We start from the raw sequence: 23,422 nt of genomic DNA on the forward strand, positions 1-23,422 counted from the left end.
CGGACCGGGGGGCTTCTCTCGTTCCGGGGGCCGGGCGGGCGCCGAGTCGGCGAAGGGGCCCCGTTCCCGGGGCTCCTTCGCCGCTGCCGGCCTCAGACCCAGGTCTGGCCGGTGAGCCGCTCGTAGGCCTCGACGTACTTGGCGCGGGTCTGCTCCACGACCGCCTGCGGGAGGGCGGGCGGCGGGAGTTCGCCCTTGGAGTCCCAGCCGGAGGCCGGGGAGGCCAGCCAGTCGCGGACGTACTGCTTGTCGAAGGAGGGCTGGCTGCGGCCCGGCTCCCACAGGTCGGCCGGCCAGAAGCGCGAGGAGTCCGGGGTCAGCACCTCGTCGGCGGCGACCAGGGCGCCGTCCTTGTCGAAACCGAACTCGAACTTGGTGTCCGCCAGGATGATGCCGCGCTCGCGCGCGATGTCCCGGGCCCGGCCGTAGACGGCCAGGGTGGTCTGGCGCAGCAGGGCCGCCGTCTCGGCGCCCTGGGTGCGCGCGACCTCCTCGTAGGAGACGTTCTCGTCGTGCTCGCCGACCTCGGCCTTGGCGGCCGGGGTGAAGATCGGGGCGGGCAGCTCGGAGCCGTCCACGAGCCCCTCGGGCAGGGCGAGTCCGCAGACCGTACGGGTCTTCTTGTACTCGGCGAGGCCCGAGCCGGTGAGGTAGCCGCGGGCCACGCACTCGACGGGGACCATGTCGAGGTTGCGGCAGACCAGGGCGCGGCCCGCCCAGTCGGCCGGGGCCCCGGCGGGCAGCTCGGTGGCCAGGACGTGGTTCGGGACGAGGTCCGCGAGCTGGTCGAACCACCACAGGGAGAGCTGGGTCAGGATCCGGCCCTTGTCCGGGATCTCCGTGGGCAGCACCCAGTCGGCGGCCGAGATGCGGTCGCTGGCGACCATGACGAGGTTGTCGTCCTCATCGCGGTAGAGGTCGCGGACCTTGCCGGTGTGGAGGTGGACGAGGCCGGGCACCTGCACCGGCTCGGGCTTTTCGACGAATCCGGGCACGGAGTCTCCCTGTGGTTCTGTACGAGCGCGCGGCCCATTCTCCCGCACCGGTCCGACTCCCCGGACAACGGGTCCGATCAGTCCCCCGGCCCGTCCCCCGGTCAGTCCCGCTTGCAGATCCGGTCGAGGAGGTTGGCGGTGGCCCGCTGCACCCGCTCGTCCACGTGCCCGGGGCGGTCGAGCGCCGGAGACCAGGCGAAGGTGCCCGACGCGAAGACGAGCGCGCCGCTGGGAGACCGGTAGAGCGAGGTCTCCTGGTGGCGGAGGTGGCCTTCGCCGTCCTCGTACGGGGAGTGCGCGAGCAGGATCCGGCTCTGGTGCTCGGGGAGCTGCGTGCGCGGGAAGTAGCGGTCGGCCTCGCCCGCGACCAGGCCCGGCAGCTCGTCGTTCTCGGCGGCGCCGGTGGAGTCCCAGAGCCAGTGCGTGGCATTGCGCACGACGAGGGGCGCGGGCTCGGGGACCCGTCCCGCGTACTGGATGCCGAGCAACTGCTGCTCCGGGCGGTCGACTTCGCGCCAGAGGCTGGGGCGGCCGGGGCCGCGGCGTTTTCGGCAGGTCAGGAGCCGGTCGTCGATGCCCGAGGGCGAGGGGGAGAGCTCCACCTGCCAGTACATGGTGTTGGCGGAGAGGAAGACGAGCGAGGTGCCGTGGTCGCGGGCGCGCTCGACGGTGCGGCGCATGGGGGCGGACCAGTACTCGTCGTGGCCCGGGAAGACCAGGCCGCGGTAGCGGGTGGGGTCGACGCGGCCGGCGTGCAGATCGCGGGCGTCGGCGTAGGCGAGGTCGTAGCCGTAGCGCTCGGCCCAGCGGATGAAGTCGTAGGCGTGGCCTACGTGGAGGGGCAGGCCGGCGCCGGCGTAGGGCCGGTCGAAGGAGACGGTGATGGCGGCGTCGCGCTCGCCGAGCAGCCGGCCCTCCTCGTCCCAGGCGTGGTAGAGGCTCGCCCCGGTCCGGCCGTCCTCCGGGTAGAGGTTGTAGGCCTGCCAGGTGATGTCGGGGAGCAGGAGCAGCAGATCGGCCGGGTGGTCGTCGCGCACGGTGAACGGGATGTGCGACCGGTAGCCGTCGGCGGTCGTCAGCACGGCCACGTACGCCCCGACGCTCCAGTAGGAGGGGACCTGGAGCCGCCAGGAGAGCCACCAGTGGTGGCAGGAGACGGTGCGGTCGGCGGTGAGGGGGGCGGGCTGGACGATGCCGGAGAGCCGGGGGCTGGTGGTGATCTTGGAGGCGCCGTCGCCGCCGTAGTGGCCGATGCGGTAGACGTCGACGGAGAACTGCTGGGGCGGGTCCACGGTGATGTGGAAATCGATGGCCTCGCCGGGGGCGACGGCTCCGGTGGAGGCGAAACCTTTGATCTGCCGGTGCACGTCGTCGGCGGTGCGGGGACCGCCGTTGCTCCGGGCCCGGGGGATCTGTCCGGCGGCCACGGCCGGGTCGACGTACCAGGGCACGACCTGCCCGTTGTCGTCGTAGTACAGCTCGCTCCCGCGGAACCACGGCAGCGGTCCCTGCCCGAAGGGATCGGTCACCGCGTGCGCGAGCGCACCTGACTCCCAACGCCGGATCTGCTCCGCACCCATACCGCTCCCCTCCCTCGCTCCCCCGAACGCCTGGACCGGTCCCAGCACATCACATAACGCACTCAGTCCGTCACCGTTCGTCGCGAAAAGTTCAGCCGTTGGTCGGCGGCACATCAGACCCCGCGAAGTGGCCGTACTCCTGAGCCGGTTAGTGCTTCCGCCGGGACGCCAGGGGTGCCAGGGGCACTAGACGAGCCGGACCGGCTTCTCGGGGCGTACGCCCACTTCCGCGAGCCAGTCCCGCAGGGGCTCGGAGTCCCCGTCCTCCACCAGCGACAGCACCCGCGGCGCGAGGTCGGCCCGCCGCACGCCGCCGACCAGCAGGACCGGACCGTCCAGCCAGTCCAGCCCGGGCGCGGCCCCGGCGGAGTCCACCGCGGCGCAGCACACCAGCGCCACCACGTGGTCCGTCAGCAGGTCCCGGCCGCTGCGCGGGGCCTCCAGGGGGAACAGCGGCACGGTGTCGGCGCCCCGCGCGGCGGCGGCCGGTACGGCCTCCCGCGCCAGGTCCCCGCTGAGCCGCCCGGCCAGCGCTTCTCCGTCGGCGGTGTCCGCGAGGAAGGACAGCACCCGCTCCACCGTGGAGGCGGCGGGCGCGGACAGCGCGTCCAGTGCGGCCAGCAGCCGCCCCGCCTCCGTACGCCACTTGCGGTCGACGACCTCCTCCGGATACGCCGCCCAGTCCACCGGCGACCAGTCCGGTCCGGCCTCGGCGGGGCCGCCGTGGAAGAGCCGCGCGGCCAGCAGCGAGGCGGCCTCGTCCACAGCCCCGGGCTGCTCCAGCAGATCGCACGCCGGGCGCTCGCCCAGCCTCGAGGTGAATCCGTCGGCCAGCCGGTCGCGCCGGGACAGCTCGGTCAGTGCGGAGACGACCCCGGCGTCGAGGTGTGCGGGCCAGCGGCCCATCCGCCAGGCGGGCAGCGCGACCCGGGTCAGCAGCCGGTCCCAGCCGGCGTAGGCCAGGCCGACCTGTTCCTGGGCGACGATGCGCAGCCCGTAGTCCACACCCTGTGCACGGTCGGAGGCGGCGGCGGCGACCCCGCGCTCCATCTCGGCGGCGTCGACCCGGCACAGCCGCAGCAGCAGCCGGGCGGGGGCGGCGATCCAGCCGAGGAAGCGCCTGTTGCCCACGTCCACCGCGGCGTCGAGGCCCCGTACGAATCCGCGCGCGTCGGCTATGTCCGGGTGCGCGGAGGGGCCCGTACCGGCGACGACGGGCGCGAGCACGGCCCGCAGCTCCGCGACGCGCATCCACCACAGGAAGGGGGAGCCGATCACCAGCACGGGGGCGGCGCCCGGCTCGGATTCCGGGGGACAGGATCCGGCTCCGGGGGAGCCGGCGGCCGCACCCGGTATGCGCATGCGGGCACGGCGGTGGGCCGGGTGGGTCCGGTCCTCGAGCCAGCTGTCGCAGTCGGGCGTAAGGGCTATCGCGGAGGGCACCGGGACGTCCATGCGCTCCGCCAGGTCCCGCACGAGCCGGTAGAGATCGGGGGCGGAGGCCTCCGACAGGGGCACGGTCGGGGTCACGGCGGGGCTCGCCCGCAGGACGACGGCGGCGAAGGTCCCGCCGACGAGGAGCACGAGGGCGGCGACCGCGCACACGGCGAGGGTCACCGCGGGCCAGGGGTCGCCGAGGAGCCGGCCCGTCATCCGGGCGGCCACCAGCACCACCGCGAGGGCGGCGGGCAGCATCCCGACGGCCAGGGCCCTGCTGCGCACGCGCAGCACTGCCAGGGCTCGGGAACGCGCGGACGGCGTGCCCACTTCAGCGATCGAACCTGTCCCGGACACGGCCGGACCTCACCCCCTCTGCCCTGCGGCGGCTTTGCTCACTCCCCCACTGTGACACCCGCCACTGACATCGCAATGCCGGTGGGCCAAGTGCCGGAATGAGAGCCGGAATGCTTGCGCCGCACCATAGTTGGGGCGGGCGCGGCCGTCAGGCAGACCGGCGGACGATCACCCGATGGAATGGCTTTGGGTAAAGGTGGGTGCGTTCGAACGCAGCTGGATGCACTCGCACGCGAACACGCGCGCGGGCCCGGCCGCACCGAGTGCGTTCCGGGCCCGCGTCCGTTAAATCCCGCTGGTCAGCGGCGTTCAGGGGGTGTTCAGCGGCCTTCGGCCGCCTTGGCCGCGATGTCCGTGCGGTACTGCGAACCGTCGAGCTTGATCCGCTCGACGGCCTTATACGCCCTGGTCCGCGCCTGCGCGAGATCTGAGCCGGTCGCCGTCACCGACAGGACGCGACCGCCCGCGCTGACGACCGCGTCGCCCTCGCGCCGGGTCCCGGCGTGCAGCACGTAGGCGTGCGGGGCGTCGAGCTCGGCCACCTCGGCCAGGCCCTCGATGGGGTCCCCGGTGCGCGGGGTCTCCGGGTAGTTGTGGGAGGCGATGACTACGGTGACGGCCGCGTCCTCGCGCCAGCTGAGCGGGGGCAGCTCGTGCAGGGTGCCGTTGGCGGAGTTCAGCAGCACGCCCGCGAGCGGGGTCTGCAGCCGGGCCAGGACCACCTGGGTCTCGGGGTCGCCGAAACGGGCGTTGAACTCGATGACCCGCACACCGCGCGAGGTGATCGCCAGGCCCGCGTAGAGCAGCCCGGAGAAGGGGGTGCCGCGGTGGCGCAGCTCGTCCACCGTGGGCTGGAGGACGGAGGCCATGACCTCGTCGACCAGCTTCGGGCCGGCCCAGGGGAGCGGGGAGTACGCGCCCATGCCGCCGGTGTTGGGGCCCGCGTCCCCGTCGAGCGCGCGCTTGAAGTCCTGCGCGGGCTGGAGCGGCAGCACGGTGACGCCGTCGGTGATGGCGAAGAGGGAGACCTCGGGGCCGTCGAGGAACTCCTCGATGACCACGCGGTCGCAGCCGAGCGCGTGCGCGCGGGCGGCGGCCCGGTCGTCGGTGACGACGACGCCCTTGCCGGCGGCGAGCCCGTCGTCCTTGACCACGTACGGGGCGCCGAAGGCGTCGAGGGCCGCGTCCACCTCTTCCGGGGTGGTGCATACGTAGCTGCGTGCCGTCGGGACGCCGGCCGCGGCCATCACGTCCTTGGCGAAGGCCTTGGAGCCTTCCAGCTGGGCCGCCTCGCCGGACGGGCCGAAGACGGGGATGCCGACCGCGCGGACGGCGTCGGCGACGCCGGCGACGAGCGGGGCCTCCGGGCCGACGACGACCAGGTCGGCGCGGAGCTCGGTGGCGAGGCGGGCGACGGCTTCGCCGTCGAGGGCATCGACGGGGCGGAGCTCGGCCACCTCGGCGATGCCGGCGTTTCCTGGAGCGCAGTACAGCGCGTTGACGTCGGGATCGAGGGACAGAGAGCGGCACAGGGCATGTTCGCGGGCGCCGCCGCCGATGACGAGGACCTTCACGGCATGAAGGGTAGCCCGCGCTCCGGATTCCCTTTCGTGCGGCCACCCAATGAGACGGCTACTCGTTCGTATATTCCTCTACAACGGTGGCTCCGAGCTCGCGCACGATCAGCTCGTGCCCGGTCAGTGCGGAGTCGACCAGGTCCGGATCGTCGTCCTCCGGTACGTCGTCCTCGGGCGCGACCGGCGGGGGCCCCTGGTACGCGGGGGCCTGCTGCTGCGGGGGCTGCTGCTGGTACGACTGCTGCGGCTGGGACTGCTGCGGCGGCGGCTGCTGAGGTGACTGCTGCTGCGACTGCTGCTGTTGGGGTGACTGCTGGGCCTGGGCCGGCGGGTTGTAGGCGGGCGCGGGCGGAGCCCCGTAGGAGGACGCGGAGACGGGCGCGATGGGCTGGTTGCCCCCGCCGAGCACGGCCTCGATCTTCCAGTTGACCTGGAACTGCTCCGAGAGGACCGCCTTGAGCACGTCCTCGCTGCCGCTGCTCGCGAAGTTGTCGCGGGCTCCGGCATTGGGGAAGCCGAGCTGGAGCGTGGTGCCGTCGAAGCCTGCGACCTGGGCGTTCTGGCTGAGCAGGATCCAGGTGAAGCGGCGGCGGTTCTTGACGGCGTCCAGGACGGCCGGCCACATCGCGTGGACCTGCCCGGCACCGGCGGCCATGCCGGGCGAAGCCTGGGCGGCGGCCGGCGCGGGCGCGGCGGCCTGGAGGGCGACCGGAGCGGGCGCGGGCGCCGCTGCTCCCGGTGCGGAGGCGCTGGGCCAGGAACCCGCGGCCGGAGCGGCCGGAGCGGCCGCCGGGGCGGCGGCTCCCGGCCAGGCGCCGGGCGCTCCGCCACCGGGCTGCGCGGCCCCGGGCCACGCACCGGGCGCGGCGGCGGGCGGCGCCACAGCGGCGGCCGCGGGCTCCGCGGGAGCCACCGGGGCCGGAGCCTGGACCGGAGCGGGGGCCTGCTGGACGGGAGCCTGCTGGACGGGAGCGGGGGCCCGTACCGGCGCGGGCACGGCCGGGGCCATGGCGTGCGCCTCGGGGCCGGGTACGTAGCCCATGGCGGGCGCGGGGGCGAAGGAGGCGGCGGCCGGGGCCACCCCGCTGCGCTCGAGCCGGTCGAGCCGGGCCTGGAAGGAGCGCTCGTCGTCGAAGGCGGCGGGCAGCAGCACCCGGGCGCAGATCAGCTCCAGCTGGAGCCGCGGCGAGGTGGCGCCGCGCATCTCGGTGAGCCCGGTGTTGACCAGATCGGCGGCGCGGGACAGCTCGGCGGCCCCGAACACGGAGGCCTGGGCCGTCATCCGCTCGACGACGTCGGCCGGGGCGTCGATGAGCCCCTTCTCCCCGGCGTCGGGCACGGCGGCCAGGATCACCAGGTCGCGCAGCCGCTCCAGCAGGTCGGCGACGAACCGGCGGGGGTCGTTGCCGCCCTCCACCACCCGGTCGACGATCTCGAAGGCGGCGGCCCCGTCTCCGGCGGCGAAGGCGTCCACCACCGAGTCCAGCAGGGAGGCGTCCGTGTATCCGAGGAGCGAGGTGGCCATGGCGTACGTCACGCCCTGGTCGGCGGCGCCGGCCAGCAGCTGGTCCATGACGGACATGGAGTCGCGCACGGAGCCTGCTCCGGCCCGCACGACGAGCGGCAGCACCCCGTCCTCGACGTGCGCGCCCTCGCGGCCGCAGACCTCGCCGAGGTAGTCCCGCAGGGTGCCGGGCGGCACGAGCCGGAACGGATAGTGGTGCGTCCTGGACCGGATGGTCCCGATGACCTTCTCGGGCTCGGTGGTCGCGAAGATGAACTTGAGGTGCTCCGGCGGCTCCTCGACCACCTTCAGCAGGGCGTTGAAGCCCGCCGAGGTGACCATGTGCGCCTCATCGATGATGTAGATCTTGTACCGGCTGGAGGCGGGCCCGAAGAAGGCCTTCTCGCGCAGGTCACGGGCGTCGTCCACACCACCGTGCGAGGCCGCGTCGATCTCGATGACGTCGATGGAGCCCGGCCCGTTGCGCGCGAGGTCCTTGCAGGACTGGCACTCCCCGCAGGGGGTGGGCGTGGGGCCCTGCTCACAGTTGAGGCACCGTGCCAGGATGCGCGCGCTGGTGGTCTTGCCACAGCCTCGCGGACCGCTGAACAGGTACGCGTGATTGACCCGGTTGTTCCGCAGGGCCTGCATCAGCGGGGCAGTGACATGCTCCTGCCCGATGACCTCGGCGAACGACTCGGGGCGATAGCGGCGGTACAGCGCAAGGGACGACACGTCTACGAGGTTATCCGGGCCCGCCGACAACAGCGGCCCGCCGACCCGGACCGGCCTGTCACCACGGACTCCTGCCGGGGGTTCACACCGGCTTCCGCCGAGGGTCTTCACCGGCTTCCGCCGGGGATCCGCACCGGACTTCCGCACCCGCCCCGGAACGCAAAGCGCCCCCCACGCACCCACCAGAGCCCACTTACCCTTGCTGCCTTCCGGCCCTGGGGGAGTTGGGTGAGATAGCGCCACGTGAGGGGCTGACCCCACCCTAGCGGATGGACGGCCCCGGAATCGAGCCGACTCCTTCCACCCACCCTTCCGCCCCCCTCCGCGGACCCTCCCGGACTCCCCCCGCTCCGCTCCCGGCTCCCTCCCGGACCCCTCCGGAACGATCACGTTCGCGAGCACCCCTCAACGTCTTGTATTGTTTGCCGCGGAGGATTCGCCTAGTGGCCTAGGGCGCACGCTTGGAAAGCGTGTTGGGGGCAACCCCTCACGAGTTCGAATCTCGTATCCTCCGCCATTGCTCTCACCGGGCAATACGTTGAAGAGCCCCACCGCTTGCGGTGGGGCTCTTTGCGTTCCCCGTCTCGGCTGCCGTCAGGGTCCGCCGATGAGGCGTGGGTCACATTCCGGGGGCCGGACCTCACAATCCGGGGGCCTGAATCGCTCGTAGTGCGGAATCCATCCGCGACGGGAGAACCCGACATGATGCGAAAACTGGCTTCGTTGCCCGGTGGACGAGTGGGGAAATGGGTCGTCCTCGCGCTCTGGGCGGCCCTGCTCGTCCCGGTCCTGATGCTGGCCGGCCGGCTCGGCGACGTCGAGCAGAACGACAACTCGGCCTGGCTGCCCGGTGACGCCGAGTCGACCGAGGTCGTCGCCCGGGCAGAGAACTTCCAGCGCGCCGACACCGTGCCCGCGATCGTGATCTACGACCGGCCCGGGGGTATCACCCCTGCCGACATGGCCGAGGCCCGAGCCGACGCCGAGGCCTTCACGGGCATGGACAACGTCGCGGGGCAGCCGCAGGGGCCGCTGAAGGCCGAGGACGGCAAGGCCGTCCAGACCGTGGTCCAGGTCCGCAAGGACAAGACGGGCTGGGCGGGGATCGGCAAGACCGTCGACGCGATGACCGAGGTCGGCAAGGAGAACGCCGACGGCCTCGGCTTCCACGTCACCGGGCCGGCCGGGCACGCGTCCGACTCGATCAAGGCGTTCAGCGGAGGGGGCGCCCTGACGACGATCACCGCGCTGGTGGTCGTCGTGATGCTGCTGCTCACCTACCGCAGCCCGCTGCTGCCGCTGCTGCCCCTGCTGACCGTGGGCGTCGCCCTGGCCACCTCGGAGGCGGTGATCTACCTGCTGGCGAAGAACGCCGGACTCGTCGTCAACAAGCAGACCAGCTTCATCCTGACGGTATTGGTGTTCGGCGCCGCCACCGACTACGCGCTCCTGCTCATCTCGCGCTACCGGGAAGAGCTGCTGCGCCACGAGGACCGGCACGGGGCGATGGCGGAGGCCCTGTACCGCTCCGGTCCCGCGATCGTCGCCAGCGCCGCGACCGTCGCGGTCAGCCTGACGCTGCTGATGCTGGCCACCCTCAGCTCCACCCAGGGGCTCGGGCCGGCCTGTGCCGTCGGCATCCTCGTCGGGCTGCTCGCCATGGTCACGCTGATGCCGGCCCTGCTGGTCGTCTGCGGCCGCTGGATCTTCTGGCCGGTGAGGCCGGCGTACGGATCTGCGGAGGAGACAAGGGCGGGCGTCTGGGACCGGGTCGGCACCGCCGTCTCCCGGCGTCCGCGGATCGTCTGGATCGGCACCTCGCTCGTCCTCGGGATCATGGCGATCGGGATGCTCGGGCTCAAGGCCGACGGGCTTTCCAACAAGGACCAGTTCACCAGCACGCCGCAGACGGCCGTGGGCGAGAAGATCCAGTCCGAGCACTTCCCGGCCGGATCGGGCGACCCCGTCGTCGTCGTGGCCGGGGCCGCTTCGGCGGAGCGGGTCGAGGCCGCGCTGTCCGGCGTACCGGGGGTCGTCGGCGTCTCGGCGCCGGTGGTCGAGGACGGCGAGGCCATCATGCTCGGGGAACTCGAGGACGACCCCAGCGGCAAGGACGCGCTACGCACCGTCGAGCGGGTCAGGACGGCGGTCCACGGGATCCAGGGTGCGGATGCCCAGGTCGGCGGCAGCACGGCGATCATGCTGGACACGCAGGAGGCCGCCGCCCGCGACTCCGAGGTGATCATCCCCATCGTGCTGGTGGTGGTGCTCCTCGTCCTCGCTCTGCTGCTGCGGGCGGTCGTCGCTCCGCTGTTGCTCATGGCGACGGTGGTGCTGTCGTTCGGAGCGGCCCTGGGCGTGAGCGGCCTGGTGTTCCACCACGTGTTCCACTTCGCCGGGGAGGAGGCCTCCTTCCCGCTCCTGACCTTCGTGTTCCTGGTCGCGCTCGGCATCGACTACAACATCTTCCTGGTCACCCGGGTGCGCGAAGTGGCGCTGCTGCACGGCACCCGGCGCGGCGCGCTGACGGGGCTGTCCACCACCGGCGGCGTGATCACCTCGGCGGGTCTGGTGCTGGCCGGCACCTTCGCGGCGATGGCCTCGCTGCCGCTGGTGTTCGCGGCCGAGCTCGGGTTCGCGGTGGCGTTCGGGGTGCTGCTGGACACCCTGATCGTCCGCTCGGTGCTGGTCACCGCGCTGACCCTGGACGTGGGCCGGTGGATGTGGTGGCCGAGCAGACTGTTCCGGCAGCACGAAGCCGCCCAGCCGCCGACGGGCCGGCCCGACCTCGAACCGGCGCTCAGCGGCAGGTGACCCGCCGTCGTTTCGCGACACTCCCGCCGCCCGCTCCACCGCCCACCGGAAAATGCCTGGTCACGCCGGTCAGAGTCCACCGATCAGGCGTACAGTGAAAGCACCGGGAGTACTTCGCGCACCGGCTTTCACGCGGGTGTCATTCCTGGCGATCGCCTAAAAACCGGGCTGCCGACGGGCAGTCCGGGGGCAGGTCCACATCATGATCACCGCCCTCGATCGGACCGCGCCCCGCGATCTCGCCACAGAGCTTCCGGCCCGTTTGTCCCTCACGCCGAAGACCGTGCTCGCCGGCCAGTTGGACGGGGCCTGGTGGCCCCGCTCCCGCGACCTCGAAGCCGAACTCCCTCCGCTCGCCGCGGCCCTGGAGGAACCCTGGGGGCGCATCACGCGCGTCACCGTGAACCCCGTCCGCTGGCCCGCCGTACCGCACACGGTGCCCGCGGACGGGCGGACGCTGCACGTGGCCTGGTTCACCGAACAGGACCCCGACAAGCTGATCCTGCTCTCCTACACCGTCGGCCGCTGGGACCTCCTCGTCATCCCGCCCGAGACCGAACCCGCCGCCGCGGCCCGGCTCATGGCCGCCGCCGCGATCCCCGGCAGCGTCCTCACCGCGAGCGTCCTGATGGCCAACGAAGCCGCCATCGGGCGCGGCATCCGCGACGCCCTGCGCCAGGAATCCGGCTGGGAGAGCGAAGGCGGGGCCTGCATGTCCCCCTTCGGGAGTCCGATGGACCGGCGCGACCTCCCGCTGCCCGGGAACGGCTGGAGGTGAGCTCCGTGGAGACCATCGTCCTCATCGCGGTGATGATCCTCGTGACCGGCATCGGAGCGCGCCTGATCCACCTGCTCAACGCGCAGCACGACGCGCGGATCGCGGCCTACCACTTCAGCGACCCCCTGCCGAGACCTCCCGGTCTGCCGGACGACACCAGTCGTCGAGCCCACCACGCAGATGCCGGCCGGTGAGGAAGAGACCTCCTCCGACCGGGGGCAGCGGACGGGGCGCCACGGCGCCCCCACCCGCCGGTTCCTGGCCCGACCCGAAGGAAACACGCCCACGTGAAGTACATCGAGACCCAGACACTGCCGTCGCCCGGGCACGCCGAGGTGCGGATCGTCGCGCACACACCCGAAGCCGCCCGAGCGGTCGCGGAGGTGCTTCGCCACTGCTTCGCCGGCGCGGAACAGCGCAGCTATCCCGGCCTCGACGGCGACACCCGCCTCCACCTCACCGTGGACACGGCAACACCCGCCGGCCCCGCCCGCTCCTGGCTGGCCGCCAGCCGGACCCCCGTCGGCGCCGGCGCCCACTCCGACGAGACCTGAGCGTCCCCCGGGCCCTGGAGCCCACCCACCACACATGAAAGGACGCGGTCATGGCCACACTGCGCGACCGCAAGACCTACCGCGAACAGGTGCTCCGGGTCCTGTACGAAGCCGTCGAAGGCAACCGCCTCCTCGGCATCACCGGAGCACAGCTGCGACGCGACCTCCACGTACCGGAACAGGACCTGGCCGCCGCCTGCACCTATCTGGCGGGCGACGGCCTGATCGTCGTCGACTGGGAACCGGGCAACACCCCCGCGATGGTCACCCTCACGCACGAAGGAATCCGGCGCATGGAGTCCGAGGAGGAGGAGCACGGCTGAATCGGGCAGGGCCTGCGTCGTCCCGGGTGGCGGGGGTCGCCGTCCCGGGACACCGTGTGGGCATGGCAGCCCCCGTCTCCGTCCCGGACGGCGCCCCGTCCGCCCGGGAGCCCTTCGTCCGCCACCTCGGCCCCAACTGGTACGCCGCCGTGATGGGTACGGCCATCGTCGCCAACGCCGGGGTGGCCCTGCCGGTGGACGTACCCGGACTGCGCACCGGGTGTCTGCTGGTGTGGGTCCTGTCCGCGGTCATGCTGGCGGTACTGCTGTGCGCCCGCGCCGTGCACTGGGCGTTCCACCACGACCAGGCCAGGGCCCACCTGCTCGACCCGGCCGTGGCTCCGTTCTACGGCTGCCTCTCGATGGCGCTGCTCGCCGTCGGCGGAGGCGCGATGCTGGTGGGCAAGGACTGGATCGGCGCCGGGCCGGCCGTCGTGGTGGACACGGTGCTGTTCCTCGCGGGGACGGCCGTCGGACTGCTCGCCGCCGTCGCGATCCCGTATCTGATGGTGGAGCGGCACCAGATCAAACCCGGCAGCGCGTCACCCGTCTGGCTGCTCCCGATCGTCGCGCCGATGGTTTCGGCGGCCCTCGGTCCGCTCCTGATCCCCCACCTGCCCCCCGGTCAGTGGCAGGAGGCGCTGCTGCTCGGCTGCTACGGGATGTTCGGGCTGAGCCTGCTGGCGACCTTCGTGCTGCTGCCCGCGGTCTTCTCACGGCTGGTCATCGGTCCCCGACTGCCGCTCGCACTGACGCCGACGCTGTTCCTCGTACTCGGCCCGCTGGGCCAGTCCACGACCGCGGTGAACAAGTTCGCCGACGCGGCGCCAGGGGTGGTCCGGGCCCCTTATACCGACGGCTTCCGGATGCTCGCGGTGATCTACGGGGTTCCGGTGATGGGGTTCGCGCTGCTCTGGTTCGCCTTCGCGGGCGCCGTGCTCGTCCACGCCCGGCGCCGCGGCATGCGCTTCTCGATGACCTGGTGGGCCCTGACCTTCCCGGTGGGCACCTGCGTCACCGGAGCGGAGGGCCTGGCCCGCCACACCGGCCTGGACCTCTACCGCTGGCTCGCGCTCGCCCTGTACGCGTTCCTGCTGGCGGCCTGGCTGGTGGCCGGATCCCTGACCCTGCGCGGGCTGTTCACCGGTGCGCTGCGGCCCGCTCCGGCCGCCGGGTGACGCCGATCCGCCGGCGGAACACCCAGTAGGTCCACGCCTGGTAGGCGATGACGACGGGAGCCCCGAACGCCGCGACCCAGGTCAGGATGGTGAGCGTGTAGGGGGAGGAGGCCGCGCCCTGGACGGTCAGGCTCCAGGCGGGGTCGGTCGAGGAGGGCATGACCTCGGGGAACAGGTCGAGGAAGAGCCCCGCGACCAGGGCCGCCACCGTCAGCCCCGACAGCGCGAACGCCCAGCCCTCCCGGGCCTTCTCGGTCATCTCCGCCACGAGGAACAGGGCGGCGACGGCCACCGTCAGCACGATGAAGGCGGGGATCGCCGGGCGGTGGATCTGGGTCCAGAAGACGAAGAGCAGCATGGCCACGACGGTGGGGGTGGTCAGTCTGCGGGCCAGGTCGCGGGCGCGGCGGCGGATGGCGCCGGTGGTCTTGAGCGCGGCGAAGAGCGCCCCGTGGAGGGTGAAGAGGCACAGGGTGACGCAGCCGCCCAGCAGCGCGTACGGGTGCAGGAGGTCCAGGGCGGTGCCCGTGAAGTTCCCGTCCGGGCCGATGGGCACGCCGCGCACCATGTTCGCGAAGACGAGGCCCCACAGGTACGCGCATCCCACAGAGGTCCACAGGACGCACCGGTCGCAGGTGCGGCGCCAGCGCACGTCGGCCCGCTTGGCCCGGTATTCGAGGGCGACTCCGCGCACGATCAGGCAGACCAGGAGGGCGAGCAGCGGCAGGTAGAAGCCGCTGCACAGGGCGGCGTACCAGTCGGGGAAGGCGGCGAAGGTCGCGCCGACGGCGGTGAGCATCCAGACCTCGTTGCCGTCCCAGACCGGGCCGATGGTCGCGAGCAGCACCCCGCGCTCCTCGGCGTCGCGGGCGAGGATCCGGGTGAGGACGCCGATGCCGAAGTCGAAGCCTTCGAGGAAGAAGTAGCCCGTCCACAGGAAGGCGATCAGCACGAACCAGACGTCGTGGAGTTGCATGGGGAGTCGTCCCTCGTACGTAGGCGGGTGCGCGCACGGTGTCAGTGGGCGGGGGCGGCAGGCGGAGGTCAGTGGGCGCAGGTCAGTAGGCGAAGGTCACGGGGCGGTCGGCGGGCTCAGCCGAATCCGGTGCTCCGTCCTCGAGCTGCGGCCCGGCCCCGGCGAAGCGGATCATCAGCCGGACTTCGACGACCGCGAGGGCCGCGTAGAGCAGGGTGAAGACGGAGAGGGAGACGGCGGCCGAGGCCGTGGAGACGCCGGGCGAGACCGCGTCGGCGGTCTTGAGCAGGCCGTAGACCGCCCAGGGTTGGCGGCCCATCTCGGTGAAGATCCAGCCGAAGGAGTTCGCGATCAGCGGGAAGCCCAGGGTGAGGACTCCGGCCCGCCACACCCACCGGGTCAGGAAGGGGCCGAGCTCGCGCCGGGCGGTGACCATCAGCCGCGGGGGCTCCTCCTCGCCGGTCCGCAGGCGCGGGTCGAGCCACCGCTTCGTCCGGGTCAGCCACAGCCCGGCGACCGCGCCGGCGAAGGAGACCATCCCGAAGCCGATCATGAGCCGGAAGGCCCAGAAGGTCATGAAGATGCTCGGGACGTAGTCCTCGGGCCGGCCTCCGTGGAGCGCGGCCTCCTGGCGGGCGGTGTCGTTGATGCCCGGCACCGATCCGGTGAAGTCGTGGTGCGCCAGGAAGGAGAGGAGGCCGGGGACCTCGATGGCGACGTCGTTGCGGCCCTCGCTCACGTCACCGACCGCGAAGACCGAGAAGGGCGCGGGCGCGCTGGTGTCCCAGAGCGCCTCCGCGGCGGCCATCTTCATCGGCTGCTGCTCGAACATGACCTGTCCGAGGCTGTCGCCGCTGACGGCGGTGGCGAGCCCGGCGACCGCCGCGACGGCGAGGCCGACGCGCAGCGAGGCGCGCATCACGGCCGTCCGCCGGCCCGGTGTGCGGCGGCCGCGCCACAGGTGGAGGGAGGCGATGCCGACGACGAACGCCCCGCCGGTCAGGAAGGAGGCGGAGAGGGTGTGCCCGGCCTGGACGAGGGTGGTGTGCTGGGTCAGCACGGCCCAGATGTCGGTGAGCCGCGCCTTCCCGCCAGTGCCGTCCACGGCGTAGCCGACCGGGTGCTGCATCCAGGAGTTGGCCGCCAGGATGAAGTACGAGGACAGCACGGTCCCGAGGGACACCAGCCAGATGCAGGCGCAGTGGACCTTCTTCGGCAGCTTGTCCCAGCCGAAGATCCACAGCCCGATGAAGGTGGACTCCAGGAAGAAGGCGATCAGCGCCTCGAAGGCCAGCGGCGCCCCGAAGACATCGCCCACGAAGCGCGAGTAGTCGGACCAGTTCATGCCGAACTGGAACTCCTGCACGATGCCGGTGACCACACCCAGCGCGATGTTGATCAGGAAGAGCTTTCCCCAGAACTTCGTCGCGTGGAGGTACTTCTCCTTGCCGGTGCGGACCCAGGCCGTCTCCAGGCCTGCGGTGATCGCGGCGAGGGAGATCGTCAGGGGGACGAAGAGGAAGTGGTAGACGGTGGTGATGCCGAACTGCCAGCGGGCCACGGTCTCCGGCGCCAGGGCCAAAGTGCTCATGCGTCCACATTCGGGCCGGGCCACGCCCGCGCGGTAGCGGCAACGGATCGATGCATCCATAGACTGGCTCTATGCCCCTCCCCCCTCGCGTCCCCGATCTCCCGGCCCTGGACCTGCTGCTCAGCGTCATCGAACTGGGCAGCCTGGGGAGGGCCGCCGAGGCGCACGGGATCAGCCAGCCGTCGGCCAGCTCCCGCATCCGCTACCTGGAGAAGCTGGTCGGCCTGCCGGTCCTGGAGCGTTCCACGCTGGGCTCCAGGCCCACTCCGGCGGGCGCGCTGATCGCCGAGTGGGCCGGCCCGGTGGTCGAGGCGGCCCGGCAGCTCGGCGCGGGCATCGACACCCTGCGCGAACAGCGCGACTCCCGTCTGCACGTGGCCGCCAGCCAGACCGTCGCGGAGTACCTCTTCCCCAAGTGGCTGGTGGCACTGCGCACTTCCACTCCGGGAACCACGCTCACCCTGGAGCCGGGGAACTCGGCCACGGTGGCCCGGGCCGTCCTGGAAGGGCGGGCCGGCATCGGCTTCATCGAGAGCCCGCGGGCGCCCAAGGGGCTGGAGAGCCGGCTCGTGGCCAGGGACCGCCTCGTCGTGGTCTTCGCGCCCCGCCACCCCTGGGCGCGGCGCACCGACATCAGCCTGGAGGAGCTGGCCGCGACCCCGCTGATCCAGCGCGAGTCCGGCTCGGGGACCCGTACCTCCTTCGAACGGGCCGTCGCGGCCCGCGTCCCCGGCTGGCAGCCCGCACCGCTGATGGAGCTCTCCTCCACCACGGCCATCAAGAACGCCGCGGCCGCCGGTGTCGGTCCGGCGGTCCTCAGCTCGCTCGCCGTCTCCGCCGAGCTCGCCTCGGGCAGCCTGAGGACCACCACGGTGACCGGTCTCGACATGGCGCGGTCCCTGCGCGCCGTGTGGCCCGCCGGGCAGCGGCCCGCCGGACCGGCCCGGGACCTGTACGCCATCGCGCGGCGCCCGGTGGCGGTGGCCGCGGGGTCATAGAACGGCTCTATGGATGCATCGATCCGTTGCCGCTACCGGCACGGAACTCCCGGGCGGAGGGTGGAGTCAAGAAAAGATCCCCCCGATGAAGCTGGGACACCATGTACACCCTCCTCTTCCTCCTCATCTTCTTGTGCGTCATGACGGTGCTCCGCGACCGGCCGGGCCGGTCCCGAATGCTGCTGTGGACGGGAACCCTGATCGTCACCACGATCGCCTTCCTCCCCCACGTCATCACCCACACCTTCCACATCGCCCTCTGAGCCACCGCGTTCAGGAGGAGGAGACCTCACCATGAGTAAGACCTCGAACCGACTGGGGCTGTGGTTCGCCCACGCCTACGTCATCGGCCTCTGCGGCACCCTGGCCGGCGCCTACTTCTTCCAGTTCGGGCTGTGGGAGTACCCCTGCCCCATGTGCCTGCTCCAGCGGATGTTCTTCCTGCTCAGCGCCCTCGGCCCGGCCTGGATCATCGCCCGGTCCCGCAAGGGGCCGGTGACCACCGGGGAGTGGGCCTCGGGCTGGGGCTGGGCCATCGGAGCCGCCCTGATCGGCAGCACCGTCTCCGCCGCACAGGTCCTGATGCACATCGTGCCCCCGGACCCCGGCTACGCCGGCGCCCTGTTCGGCCTGCACCTCTACACCTGGGCCCTGATCACCTTCCTCGCCGCCGCGCTGGCCGCCGCGGCCGCCCTGTTCCTGACCCCCGTGGCCGAACCCCTGGACGCAGGCCTCGCCTCGCCCGCGCTGCGCAGGGCCGGCGCCGTCACCCTGGCCGTGCTCTTCGTCTTCGCAGCCAGCAACCTGGTCGCCTGCTTCTTCCTCCAGGGCTTCCACTGGCAGATGCCCGGCGACCCCACCAGCTACCAGTTCTTCACCGACCTCGGCCTCTGAAACCGCAAACGGCCCGGTGCAGGCCTCTGGGTGTTCGACTGCACTCCACTGGTTAGGGGGGTCGTGTTCATGCCCCGCTCCTACCTTCGGTTTGCCCGAGTCGTACCACCCGAGGGGGATCTCCCACACATGCGCCGCAGATCTGTGAAGACACTGACCGTCCTGGCCATCACCTGTGCCGTGGCCGCCGGTACCGCCGTCAGCGCCAACTCCGCCCCCCAGTACAGCGACCAGGGGCATGGCGAGATCCGCAACGTCATCTACCTGCTCGGTGACGGCATGGGCCGCACGCACGTCACGGCCGCCCGCGAGCGGTTCTACGGTGCCGCCGGCAAGCTGAACATGGAGAAGCTGCCCAACTACGGCGCCGTCGCCACGTACGCCGTCGAGAAGGGCACCGACAAGCCCTCGCTGGTCACCGACTCGGCCAGCTCCGCCACCGCGTGGGCCTCGGGCGTCAAGACGTACAACGCGGCCCTCGGTGTCGACTCGTACGAGAAGAAGGTCGCCACGCTGATGGAGCAGGCCCACGCGGCCGGCTTCGCCACGGGCAACGTCTCCACCGCCGAGATCACCGACGCCACCCCGGCGGCCCAGGTCAGCCACGCGCTGCTGCGCGGCTGCCAGGGCCCGGTCTACTCCGACGCCGCCTGCCTCCCCAAGAAGGAGGACGGTACGTACGAGGCCGCGCCCGCGGACAAGACGCTGATCACCCCGATCGCCGAGCAGATCGCCCGCAACGGCACCGCCGACGTGATCTTCGGCGGCGGCCTCGCCCGCTTCGAGCCGGACGACCAGAAGGCCCTCCAGGCCCAGGGCTACCAGGTGCTCGGCAGCTTCGGCGACGCCGCCCTGCCCGCCCAGAGCGCCGCCAGCCAGAAGGTCGCCACCAAGACGGACCTGGACAAGGCCAACGGCAAGAAGGTCATCGGCCTCTTCAACCGCGGCAACCTGACCGTCGAGCAGGCCAAGGCCGGTCTGCCCGCGGACGCCGTGCAGAAGCAGGAGCCGACGCTGGCCGAGATGGCCAAGAAGTCGATCTCGCTGCTGACCGACCGCAAGCAGCAGGACCGCAACAAGAAGAACAAGGGCTTCTTCCTCCAGATCGAGGGCGCCCAGATCGACAAGCGCTCGCACGCCAACGACGCCGCGCAGACGCTCGGTGAGGTCAAGGCGTTCGACGACGCGGTCAAGGCGGCCACGGACTTCGCGAAGAAGGACGGTCACACCCTCGTGATCGTCACGGCCGACCACGAGTGCGCCGGCTTCAACATCATCGAGCACGGCACCTACACCAACTCCGAGGCCGTCGCGCCGCCCGCCAACACCGACGCGGGCAACACGGCGAACAACAGCACCCCCTCGCGCCCGACCTCCGGCGCGAAGGACCCGGTCCGCTCCAGCGGCATCGTCAACGGTGCGGGTTCCGCCGACGCGAAGAACTTCGCCCCGGCCACCTTCCGTACCCCCGACGACGCCCCCGGCGTCAAGGACGGCAGCGCGGACGCCAGCCTCTGGCTGACCTACCTGTCCGGCAACCACACCGGTGCCGACGTCCCGATCTACGCCTACGGTCCGGGCGGAAACGCTTTCGCCGCGAGCCAGAACAACACCGAGCTGTACGGCAAGATGTACCGCTCGCTGTTCGGCCGCTCCGCCCACTGACCCTGCCCCACCAGGAGCAACCGATGAAACACCTCGCCCGCAGCGCGGCCGCCGCGCTGGCCGCCGCCGCAGTAATCGCCCTCGCCACGGGCTGCTCCGGCAGCACGGACACCGGTGCCGGCACACCCGCCGTCTCCGTGTCCCCGGTGGCCATGCCGGCGCCGCGCAGCGCTCCCTCGCCGGCCGCGTCCCTCGCGCAGCCGGCCGCGGCGGGCGAGGTCCGTGTGGAACAGGGCCCGTTCAACGACCGGGTGAAGCTGACGGGCCTGGTCCTCACGGGCAAGAAGACCGTCACCGGGCGCGTGGCCATCACCTCCGACGTCAGCGACACCCTGGCCCTGGAGGTGGACGCCGCGTACTACGACGGGGCCGGCCGCCTCGTGGGGACCGGGAAGTTCGAGTACCAGGAGGAGGGCGAGGACGCCAAGGGCTCCGAGCACCACGACGGCCCCCGCGCGGCGGGTCCGGACGGCATCGCCTTCACGGTGACCCCGGGCGCCCTGTCCGGCACCGCGGTGAGCGTGGTGCTCTCCATCCCGGTGCTGGTCAGCGAGTAGCCGAGAGTTCTCACGGCAGTGCATTGCAGAAGGGCCCCACCGCTCGCGGTGGGGCCCTTCTCCTTTCCGCGTCCGCTCACCCCGGGGGCCTGGGCCCGTCCAGGAGGCCGCTCTGGGCGGTCAGGTAGGCGAGCTGGGCGCGGCTGTTGCTGCCGAGGAGGTCGGACATCCGCTTCAGGTGGGTGGCGACCGTACGCGTGCTCATGCCGAGCCGGCTGGCGATGGCGGCGTCGGTGTACCCGTCGACCATCAGGCGCAGGACGTGGAGCCGGGTCTCGTCGGTGAGGACCTTGGGACGGTGCTGGTCGGGCTCGTAGACGACGGGTTCGGCGCGGTCCCAGGCGTGCTCGAAGACCGAGACGAGGAAGTACACGATGCCGGGGTCGGTGACCTTGAGCGCGTGGTCGCGGTGCTCGCGCTCCTTGTCGGGGATGAAGGCCACGGACCGGTCGCAGATGATCAGGCGGTCGAAGACCTCGTTGACGGTGCGCACTTCGACGCCGACGTCGGTGACGGCCTTGATGTAGTCGAGCGTGGGGCCGTGCGTGCGCACGGTGTGCTGGTAGAGGGTGCGCTGGCGGACTCCGCGGCGGCAGGCCTCCAGGGTGTTCTTGAGGGACTGGGCGAGCACTTCCTCGGGGCGTCCGCCGCCGGGGTGCGCGGTGAGCAGCTCGGTCTCGGCGGCCTGGACGGCGTTCTCGACGGCGGCGGCGATCACCGGGGCCCTGGTGAGGCGCTGGACCGCCTCGCTGCCGTCCGAGCGCACGCCCCGGTAGACGCCCTCCATGCGCGACAGCAGGGCGCGTTGGGCGGCCAGCTCCCGCTGCTGTTCGAGGATGCGCAGTTCCACGGGGTGCGCCAGCGTGGCCGTGGCCACGGCGGGCGGTATCGGTATCAGGAAGTCCGGCTCGTCCAACGCTGGTGCCAGCAGGCCCAGTTCGAGCAGGCAACCGGGGGCGCCGGCCCGGGCCGCGCGGCCCCTCTGCACTGCGGCCCGGTAGTACTCGACGCCTTCGTCGCAGACCTCCCCCGATGAGCGGGACCTCTCGGGGTCCGAGTCTTGATCGCCCTCCGTCAGACGGCACATGCCGGGTCCCCTTCTGCTTCACGCAATGCACGATCATGACCCCCGGCGTCCCTTCCGCCGGCCTGCGCACACCGGCATTCTCTTTCTTGTGGCCAACAGCACGAGAACCACCAAGTAACTGTGTAGGGGGAAACGGAAATGAAGGACGTCCCATTCATGCGCGTCATCACCGGTGCGCTGGCCGCCGGAGCAGCCGTACTGGCGCTCTCCGCGGCAGCGGCCGGAGTCGTCGGATCCCAGGGTGTGGCCGCCCAGGACGCGACGCACATCGGCGCGGCGCCGGCGCCCGTACCGGCCGACCCGGGCTGGGCCTGAGCCGGTACCACGCCGATGGTGAGCGGCGCGTGAGGCCGCGACGACCAGGTCGCCCCCACCCGCTCCACGGCACGTCACAGCCCCTTTAGCTTCCCTTCGCCCGTGATCCCGGGGAAGGGGAACGGCTCGAAATGGTGGTGTCCCCGCCGACGGGCCGCCATCCTGCCGCACTCGTCATCCCGAGTTCCGGCATGTCGATTTACCGAAGGAGACTGAGAAGAATGACCACCGCAATCGCGGCTCCGAAATGCCTCGTGTGCGACACCGAATTCGAGGTGCAGGCGGACTGGGAGAAGGGCGAGATCACCGAGTGCACGGCCTGCGGCCAGGAGCACGAGGTAGTCGAGAAGACCGACGCCACGGTCCGCCTGGACCTCGCCCCCGAGGTGGAAGAGGACTGGGGCGAGTGACTTCCCCCGACCAGGTCCTGCTCTCGGTCACCATGCTGCGCCCGGACGAGAAGCTCCTTCTCACCGCGCTGCGCGCCGAGGGACTGAAGGCACAACCGCTGCTGATGGAGGATCTGGCCGAGGTGGTGGCGGGCCACTCGGGCCCGCCCGCCCTGGCTTTGATCAGGAACCTCTCCCACCGCGACGCGATCAGCGTCTCCCGGCGCCTGGAACACGCGGGCGTCACCACCCTCAACCGCGCCTCGACCATCGAGACCTGCAACGACAAGGGCCTCCAGGCCCTGCTCTTCGCCCGCAGCGGCATCCCGCACCCGGTCACCCGGCACGCGTTCAGCTACGACCAGGTCCGCTCCACCGTCGCCGCGTTCGGACTGCCGTCCGTGGTGAAGCCGGTCAGCGGGTCCTGGGGGCGCGGGGTCACCAAGATGGCGAACGCCGAGTGCGTGGACGCCTGGGTGGGCGGACGGGAGTCCGCCGACGCCGGCGGGAAGCTCTTCCCGGTGGTCGTGCAGGAGTACATCGACAAGCCCGGCCACGACCTGCGCGTGGTGGTCGTCGGACGCACTCCGGTGGTGGCGATCCAGCGCGTGTCGGACGACTGGCGCACCAACACCCACCTCGGTGCGGAGGTCCGCCGCACCGAGATCACCCCGGAGATCGAGAAGCTCTGCGGTCAGGTCGTCGACGCCCTGGGCCCCGGCTTCTACGGGGTGGACCTGGTCGAGGACCTCACCACCGGCGAACTGCTGGTGCTGGAGGTGAACGCGAACCCCGAGTTCGCGCGCTCCTCCGCCCTGCACGGCGTCAATGTGGCCGGCCATCTGGCGGCCTACATCGCGCAGCAGCTCTCCGAGGAGCACTCGCAGAGCCCCGTGCCGGGGCTCTCGGAGAACCGCTCAGGGCAGCAGCTCGCGGCCTCGGCCGTCTGACACCGGGCGCGCCGCGCCCCGGAACCCGTACGGGTCCCCGTACGAGGCCTCGCACTCGCCTCGTACGGGGGCCCGGTCACCGGGTCGCTCCGGCCCGCCCTCCGGGGCCGCAGGCCCGTACCTGCACCCGAAACCGCATCCGCGAAGGCACCGCCATGCCCGCGTGCG

General features: G+C 71.9%; 22 protein-coding genes, 1 tRNA gene and 1 other RNA gene. 15 read left to right on the forward strand and 9 right to left on the reverse strand.

The window, feature by feature from the left end:
- Window positions 1-92: 92 nt before the first annotated feature.
- From OG490_RS17775 to ffs, 6 genes are all read right to left on the reverse strand, one after another.
- Window positions 93-995, reverse strand: a complete 903-nt coding sequence (locus OG490_RS17775; protein ID WP_330297271.1) for a phosphoribosylaminoimidazolesuccinocarboxamide synthase — start codon at window positions 993-995, stop codon at window positions 93-95.
- A gap of 101 nt (window positions 996-1,096) precedes the next feature.
- The gene (locus OG490_RS17780) at window positions 1,097-2,575 is read right to left on the reverse strand and encodes a N,N-dimethylformamidase beta subunit family domain-containing protein (RefSeq protein ID WP_330297272.1); all 1,479 of its coding nucleotides are present in this window, start codon (window positions 2,573-2,575) and stop codon (window positions 1,097-1,099) included.
- A 186-nt stretch (window positions 2,576-2,761) separates the two neighbouring features.
- Entirely contained in the window at window positions 2,762-4,369 is a 1,608-nt protein-coding gene (locus OG490_RS17785) for a hypothetical protein (RefSeq protein ID WP_330297273.1), read from the reverse strand.
- 320 nt (window positions 4,370-4,689) lie between these two features.
- Window positions 4,690-5,943 (reverse strand): phosphoribosylamine--glycine ligase, encoded by a 1,254-nt coding sequence (gene purD / locus OG490_RS17790; RefSeq protein ID WP_330297274.1) that lies wholly within the window; start codon window positions 5,941-5,943, stop codon window positions 4,690-4,692.
- A gap of 58 nt (window positions 5,944-6,001) precedes the next feature.
- Window positions 6,002-8,185 carry a DNA polymerase III subunit gamma and tau gene (locus tag OG490_RS17795; RefSeq protein WP_330297275.1) on the reverse strand — a complete coding sequence of 728 codons (2,184 nt, stop codon included), beginning with the start codon at window positions 8,183-8,185 and terminating at the stop codon, window positions 6,002-6,004.
- A gap of 157 nt (window positions 8,186-8,342) precedes the next feature.
- An RNA gene (gene ffs / locus OG490_RS17800) (signal recognition particle sRNA small type) lies at window positions 8,343-8,441 on the reverse strand.
- 173 nt (window positions 8,442-8,614) lie between these two features.
- Between ffs and OG490_RS17805 the strand changes: the two genes are divergently transcribed.
- From OG490_RS17805 to OG490_RS17835, 7 genes are all read left to right on the forward strand, one after another.
- A tRNA-Ser gene (locus tag OG490_RS17805) sits at window positions 8,615-8,702 on the forward strand.
- A 185-nt stretch (window positions 8,703-8,887) separates the two neighbouring features.
- Window positions 8,888-10,999 carry an MMPL family transporter gene (locus OG490_RS17810; RefSeq protein WP_330297276.1) on the forward strand — a complete coding sequence of 704 codons (2,112 nt, stop codon included), beginning with the start codon at window positions 8,888-8,890 and terminating at the stop codon, window positions 10,997-10,999.
- Between the two features lie 202 nt (window positions 11,000-11,201).
- Entirely contained in the window at window positions 11,202-11,777 is a 576-nt protein-coding gene (locus tag OG490_RS17815; protein ID WP_330297277.1) for a DUF5994 family protein, read from the forward strand.
- Between the two features lie 5 nt (window positions 11,778-11,782).
- Complete coding sequence (locus OG490_RS17820; RefSeq protein WP_330297278.1) at window positions 11,783-11,971, forward strand: hypothetical protein; 189 nt, start codon at window positions 11,783-11,785, stop codon at window positions 11,969-11,971.
- A 93-nt stretch (window positions 11,972-12,064) separates the two neighbouring features.
- Entirely contained in the window at window positions 12,065-12,331 is a 267-nt protein-coding gene (locus OG490_RS17825) for a hypothetical protein (RefSeq protein ID WP_330297279.1), read from the forward strand.
- Window positions 12,332-12,381: 50 nt separating this feature from the next.
- The gene (locus OG490_RS17830; RefSeq protein WP_330297280.1) at window positions 12,382-12,654 is read left to right on the forward strand and encodes a hypothetical protein; all 273 of its coding nucleotides are present in this window, start codon (window positions 12,382-12,384) and stop codon (window positions 12,652-12,654) included.
- Window positions 12,655-12,716: 62 nt separating this feature from the next.
- The gene (locus OG490_RS17835; protein ID WP_330297281.1) at window positions 12,717-13,832 is read left to right on the forward strand and encodes a TDT family transporter; all 1,116 of its coding nucleotides are present in this window, start codon (window positions 12,717-12,719) and stop codon (window positions 13,830-13,832) included.
- Here the strand turns inward: OG490_RS17835 and cydB are convergent.
- Window positions 13,795-14,808, reverse strand: a complete 1,014-nt coding sequence (cydB, locus tag OG490_RS17840; protein ID WP_330297282.1) for a cytochrome d ubiquinol oxidase subunit II — start codon at window positions 14,806-14,808, stop codon at window positions 13,795-13,797. The two genes, OG490_RS17835 and cydB, sit on opposite strands and share 38 nt — an antisense overlap.
- Window positions 14,809-14,890: 82 nt before the next feature.
- The gene (locus OG490_RS17845; protein ID WP_330297283.1) at window positions 14,891-16,399 is read right to left on the reverse strand and encodes a cytochrome ubiquinol oxidase subunit I; all 1,509 of its coding nucleotides are present in this window, start codon (window positions 16,397-16,399) and stop codon (window positions 14,891-14,893) included.
- 71 nt (window positions 16,400-16,470) lie between these two features.
- On the opposite strand from OG490_RS17845, the gene OG490_RS17850 reads away from it, so the two are divergent.
- The 5 genes from OG490_RS17850 to OG490_RS17870 all read left to right on the forward strand — a co-directional run bounded on the left by OG490_RS17850 (window position 16,471) and on the right by OG490_RS17870 (window position 20,513).
- Window positions 16,471-17,397 (forward strand): LysR family transcriptional regulator, encoded by a 927-nt coding sequence (locus tag OG490_RS17850; protein ID WP_330297284.1) that lies wholly within the window; start codon window positions 16,471-16,473, stop codon window positions 17,395-17,397.
- 101 nt (window positions 17,398-17,498) lie between these two features.
- Complete coding sequence (locus OG490_RS17855; protein ID WP_330297285.1) at window positions 17,499-17,660, forward strand: hypothetical protein; 162 nt, start codon at window positions 17,499-17,501, stop codon at window positions 17,658-17,660.
- A 31-nt stretch (window positions 17,661-17,691) separates the two neighbouring features.
- Window positions 17,692-18,291, forward strand: coding sequence for a disulfide bond formation protein B (locus OG490_RS17860; RefSeq protein WP_330297286.1), 600 nt, complete (start codon window positions 17,692-17,694; stop codon window positions 18,289-18,291).
- A 129-nt stretch (window positions 18,292-18,420) separates the two neighbouring features.
- Window positions 18,421-19,956, forward strand: coding sequence for an alkaline phosphatase (locus OG490_RS17865; RefSeq protein ID WP_330297287.1), 1,536 nt, complete (start codon window positions 18,421-18,423; stop codon window positions 19,954-19,956).
- Between the two features lie 23 nt (window positions 19,957-19,979).
- Entirely contained in the window at window positions 19,980-20,513 is a 534-nt protein-coding gene (locus OG490_RS17870) for a hypothetical protein (protein ID WP_330297288.1), read from the forward strand.
- Window positions 20,514-20,589: 76 nt separating this feature from the next.
- On the opposite strand, the gene OG490_RS17875 is transcribed toward OG490_RS17870, so the two are convergent.
- Window positions 20,590-21,600: a helix-turn-helix transcriptional regulator gene (locus OG490_RS17875; protein ID WP_330297289.1), complete on the reverse strand. Its 1,011-nt coding sequence runs from the start codon at window positions 21,598-21,600 to the stop codon at window positions 20,590-20,592.
- Between the two features lie 138 nt (window positions 21,601-21,738).
- Here OG490_RS17875 and OG490_RS17880 point away from each other — a divergent pair, with 138 nt between their 5' ends.
- The 3 genes from OG490_RS17880 (at window position 21,739) to OG490_RS17890 (ending at window position 23,254) form a co-directional block, all read left to right on the forward strand.
- Window positions 21,739-21,915 (forward strand): hypothetical protein, encoded by a 177-nt coding sequence (locus OG490_RS17880; protein WP_330297290.1) that lies wholly within the window; start codon window positions 21,739-21,741, stop codon window positions 21,913-21,915.
- A 221-nt stretch (window positions 21,916-22,136) separates the two neighbouring features.
- Complete coding sequence (locus tag OG490_RS17885; protein ID WP_330297291.1) at window positions 22,137-22,325, forward strand: lysine biosynthesis protein LysW; 189 nt, start codon at window positions 22,137-22,139, stop codon at window positions 22,323-22,325.
- Window positions 22,322-23,254 carry a RimK family alpha-L-glutamate ligase gene (locus tag OG490_RS17890; RefSeq protein WP_330297292.1) on the forward strand — a complete coding sequence of 311 codons (933 nt, stop codon included), beginning with the start codon at window positions 22,322-22,324 and terminating at the stop codon, window positions 23,252-23,254. Before OG490_RS17885 ends, OG490_RS17890 begins: the two co-directional genes overlap by 4 nt.
- Window positions 23,255-23,422 lie beyond the last annotated feature (168 nt).

The sequence above is a fragment of the Streptomyces sp. NBC_00503 genome (genome assembly GCF_036346895.1).
Lineage (GTDB): Bacteria > Actinomycetota > Actinomycetes > Streptomycetales > Streptomycetaceae > Streptomyces.

Excerpts from the sequence above, each read along its gene's own strand:
- OG490_RS17845 (WP_330297283.1), bottom strand. The coding sequence starts at position 16,399 with ATGAGCACTTTGGCCCTGGCGCCGGAGACCGTGGCCCGCTGGCAGTTC.
- OG490_RS17830 (WP_330297280.1), top strand. The coding sequence starts at position 12,382 with ATGGCCACACTGCGCGACCGCAAGACCTACCGCGAACAGGTGCTCCGG.
- OG490_RS17780 (WP_330297272.1), bottom strand. The coding sequence starts at position 2,575 with ATGGGTGCGGAGCAGATCCGGCGTTGGGAGTCAGGTGCGCTCGCGCAC.
- OG490_RS17815 (WP_330297277.1), top strand. The coding sequence starts at position 11,202 with ATGATCACCGCCCTCGATCGGACCGCGCCCCGCGATCTCGCCACAGAG.
- OG490_RS17880 (WP_330297290.1), top strand. The coding sequence starts at position 21,739 with ATGAAGGACGTCCCATTCATGCGCGTCATCACCGGTGCGCTGGCCGCC.
- OG490_RS17865 (WP_330297287.1), top strand. The coding sequence starts at position 18,421 with ATGCGCCGCAGATCTGTGAAGACACTGACCGTCCTGGCCATCACCTGT.
- OG490_RS17850 (WP_330297284.1), top strand. The coding sequence starts at position 16,471 with ATGCCCCTCCCCCCTCGCGTCCCCGATCTCCCGGCCCTGGACCTGCTG.
- OG490_RS17875 (WP_330297289.1), bottom strand. The coding sequence starts at position 21,600 with ATGTGCCGTCTGACGGAGGGCGATCAAGACTCGGACCCCGAGAGGTCC.
- OG490_RS17885 (WP_330297291.1), top strand. The coding sequence starts at position 22,137 with ATGACCACCGCAATCGCGGCTCCGAAATGCCTCGTGTGCGACACCGAA.
- OG490_RS17810 (WP_330297276.1), top strand. The coding sequence starts at position 8,888 with ATGATGCGAAAACTGGCTTCGTTGCCCGGTGGACGAGTGGGGAAATGG.
- cydB (WP_330297282.1), bottom strand. The coding sequence starts at position 14,808 with ATGCAACTCCACGACGTCTGGTTCGTGCTGATCGCCTTCCTGTGGACG.
- OG490_RS17860 (WP_330297286.1), top strand. The coding sequence starts at position 17,692 with ATGAGTAAGACCTCGAACCGACTGGGGCTGTGGTTCGCCCACGCCTAC.
- OG490_RS17835 (WP_330297281.1), top strand. The coding sequence starts at position 12,717 with ATGGCAGCCCCCGTCTCCGTCCCGGACGGCGCCCCGTCCGCCCGGGAG.
- OG490_RS17855 (WP_330297285.1), top strand. The coding sequence starts at position 17,499 with ATGTACACCCTCCTCTTCCTCCTCATCTTCTTGTGCGTCATGACGGTG.
- OG490_RS17870 (WP_330297288.1), top strand. The coding sequence starts at position 19,980 with ATGAAACACCTCGCCCGCAGCGCGGCCGCCGCGCTGGCCGCCGCCGCA.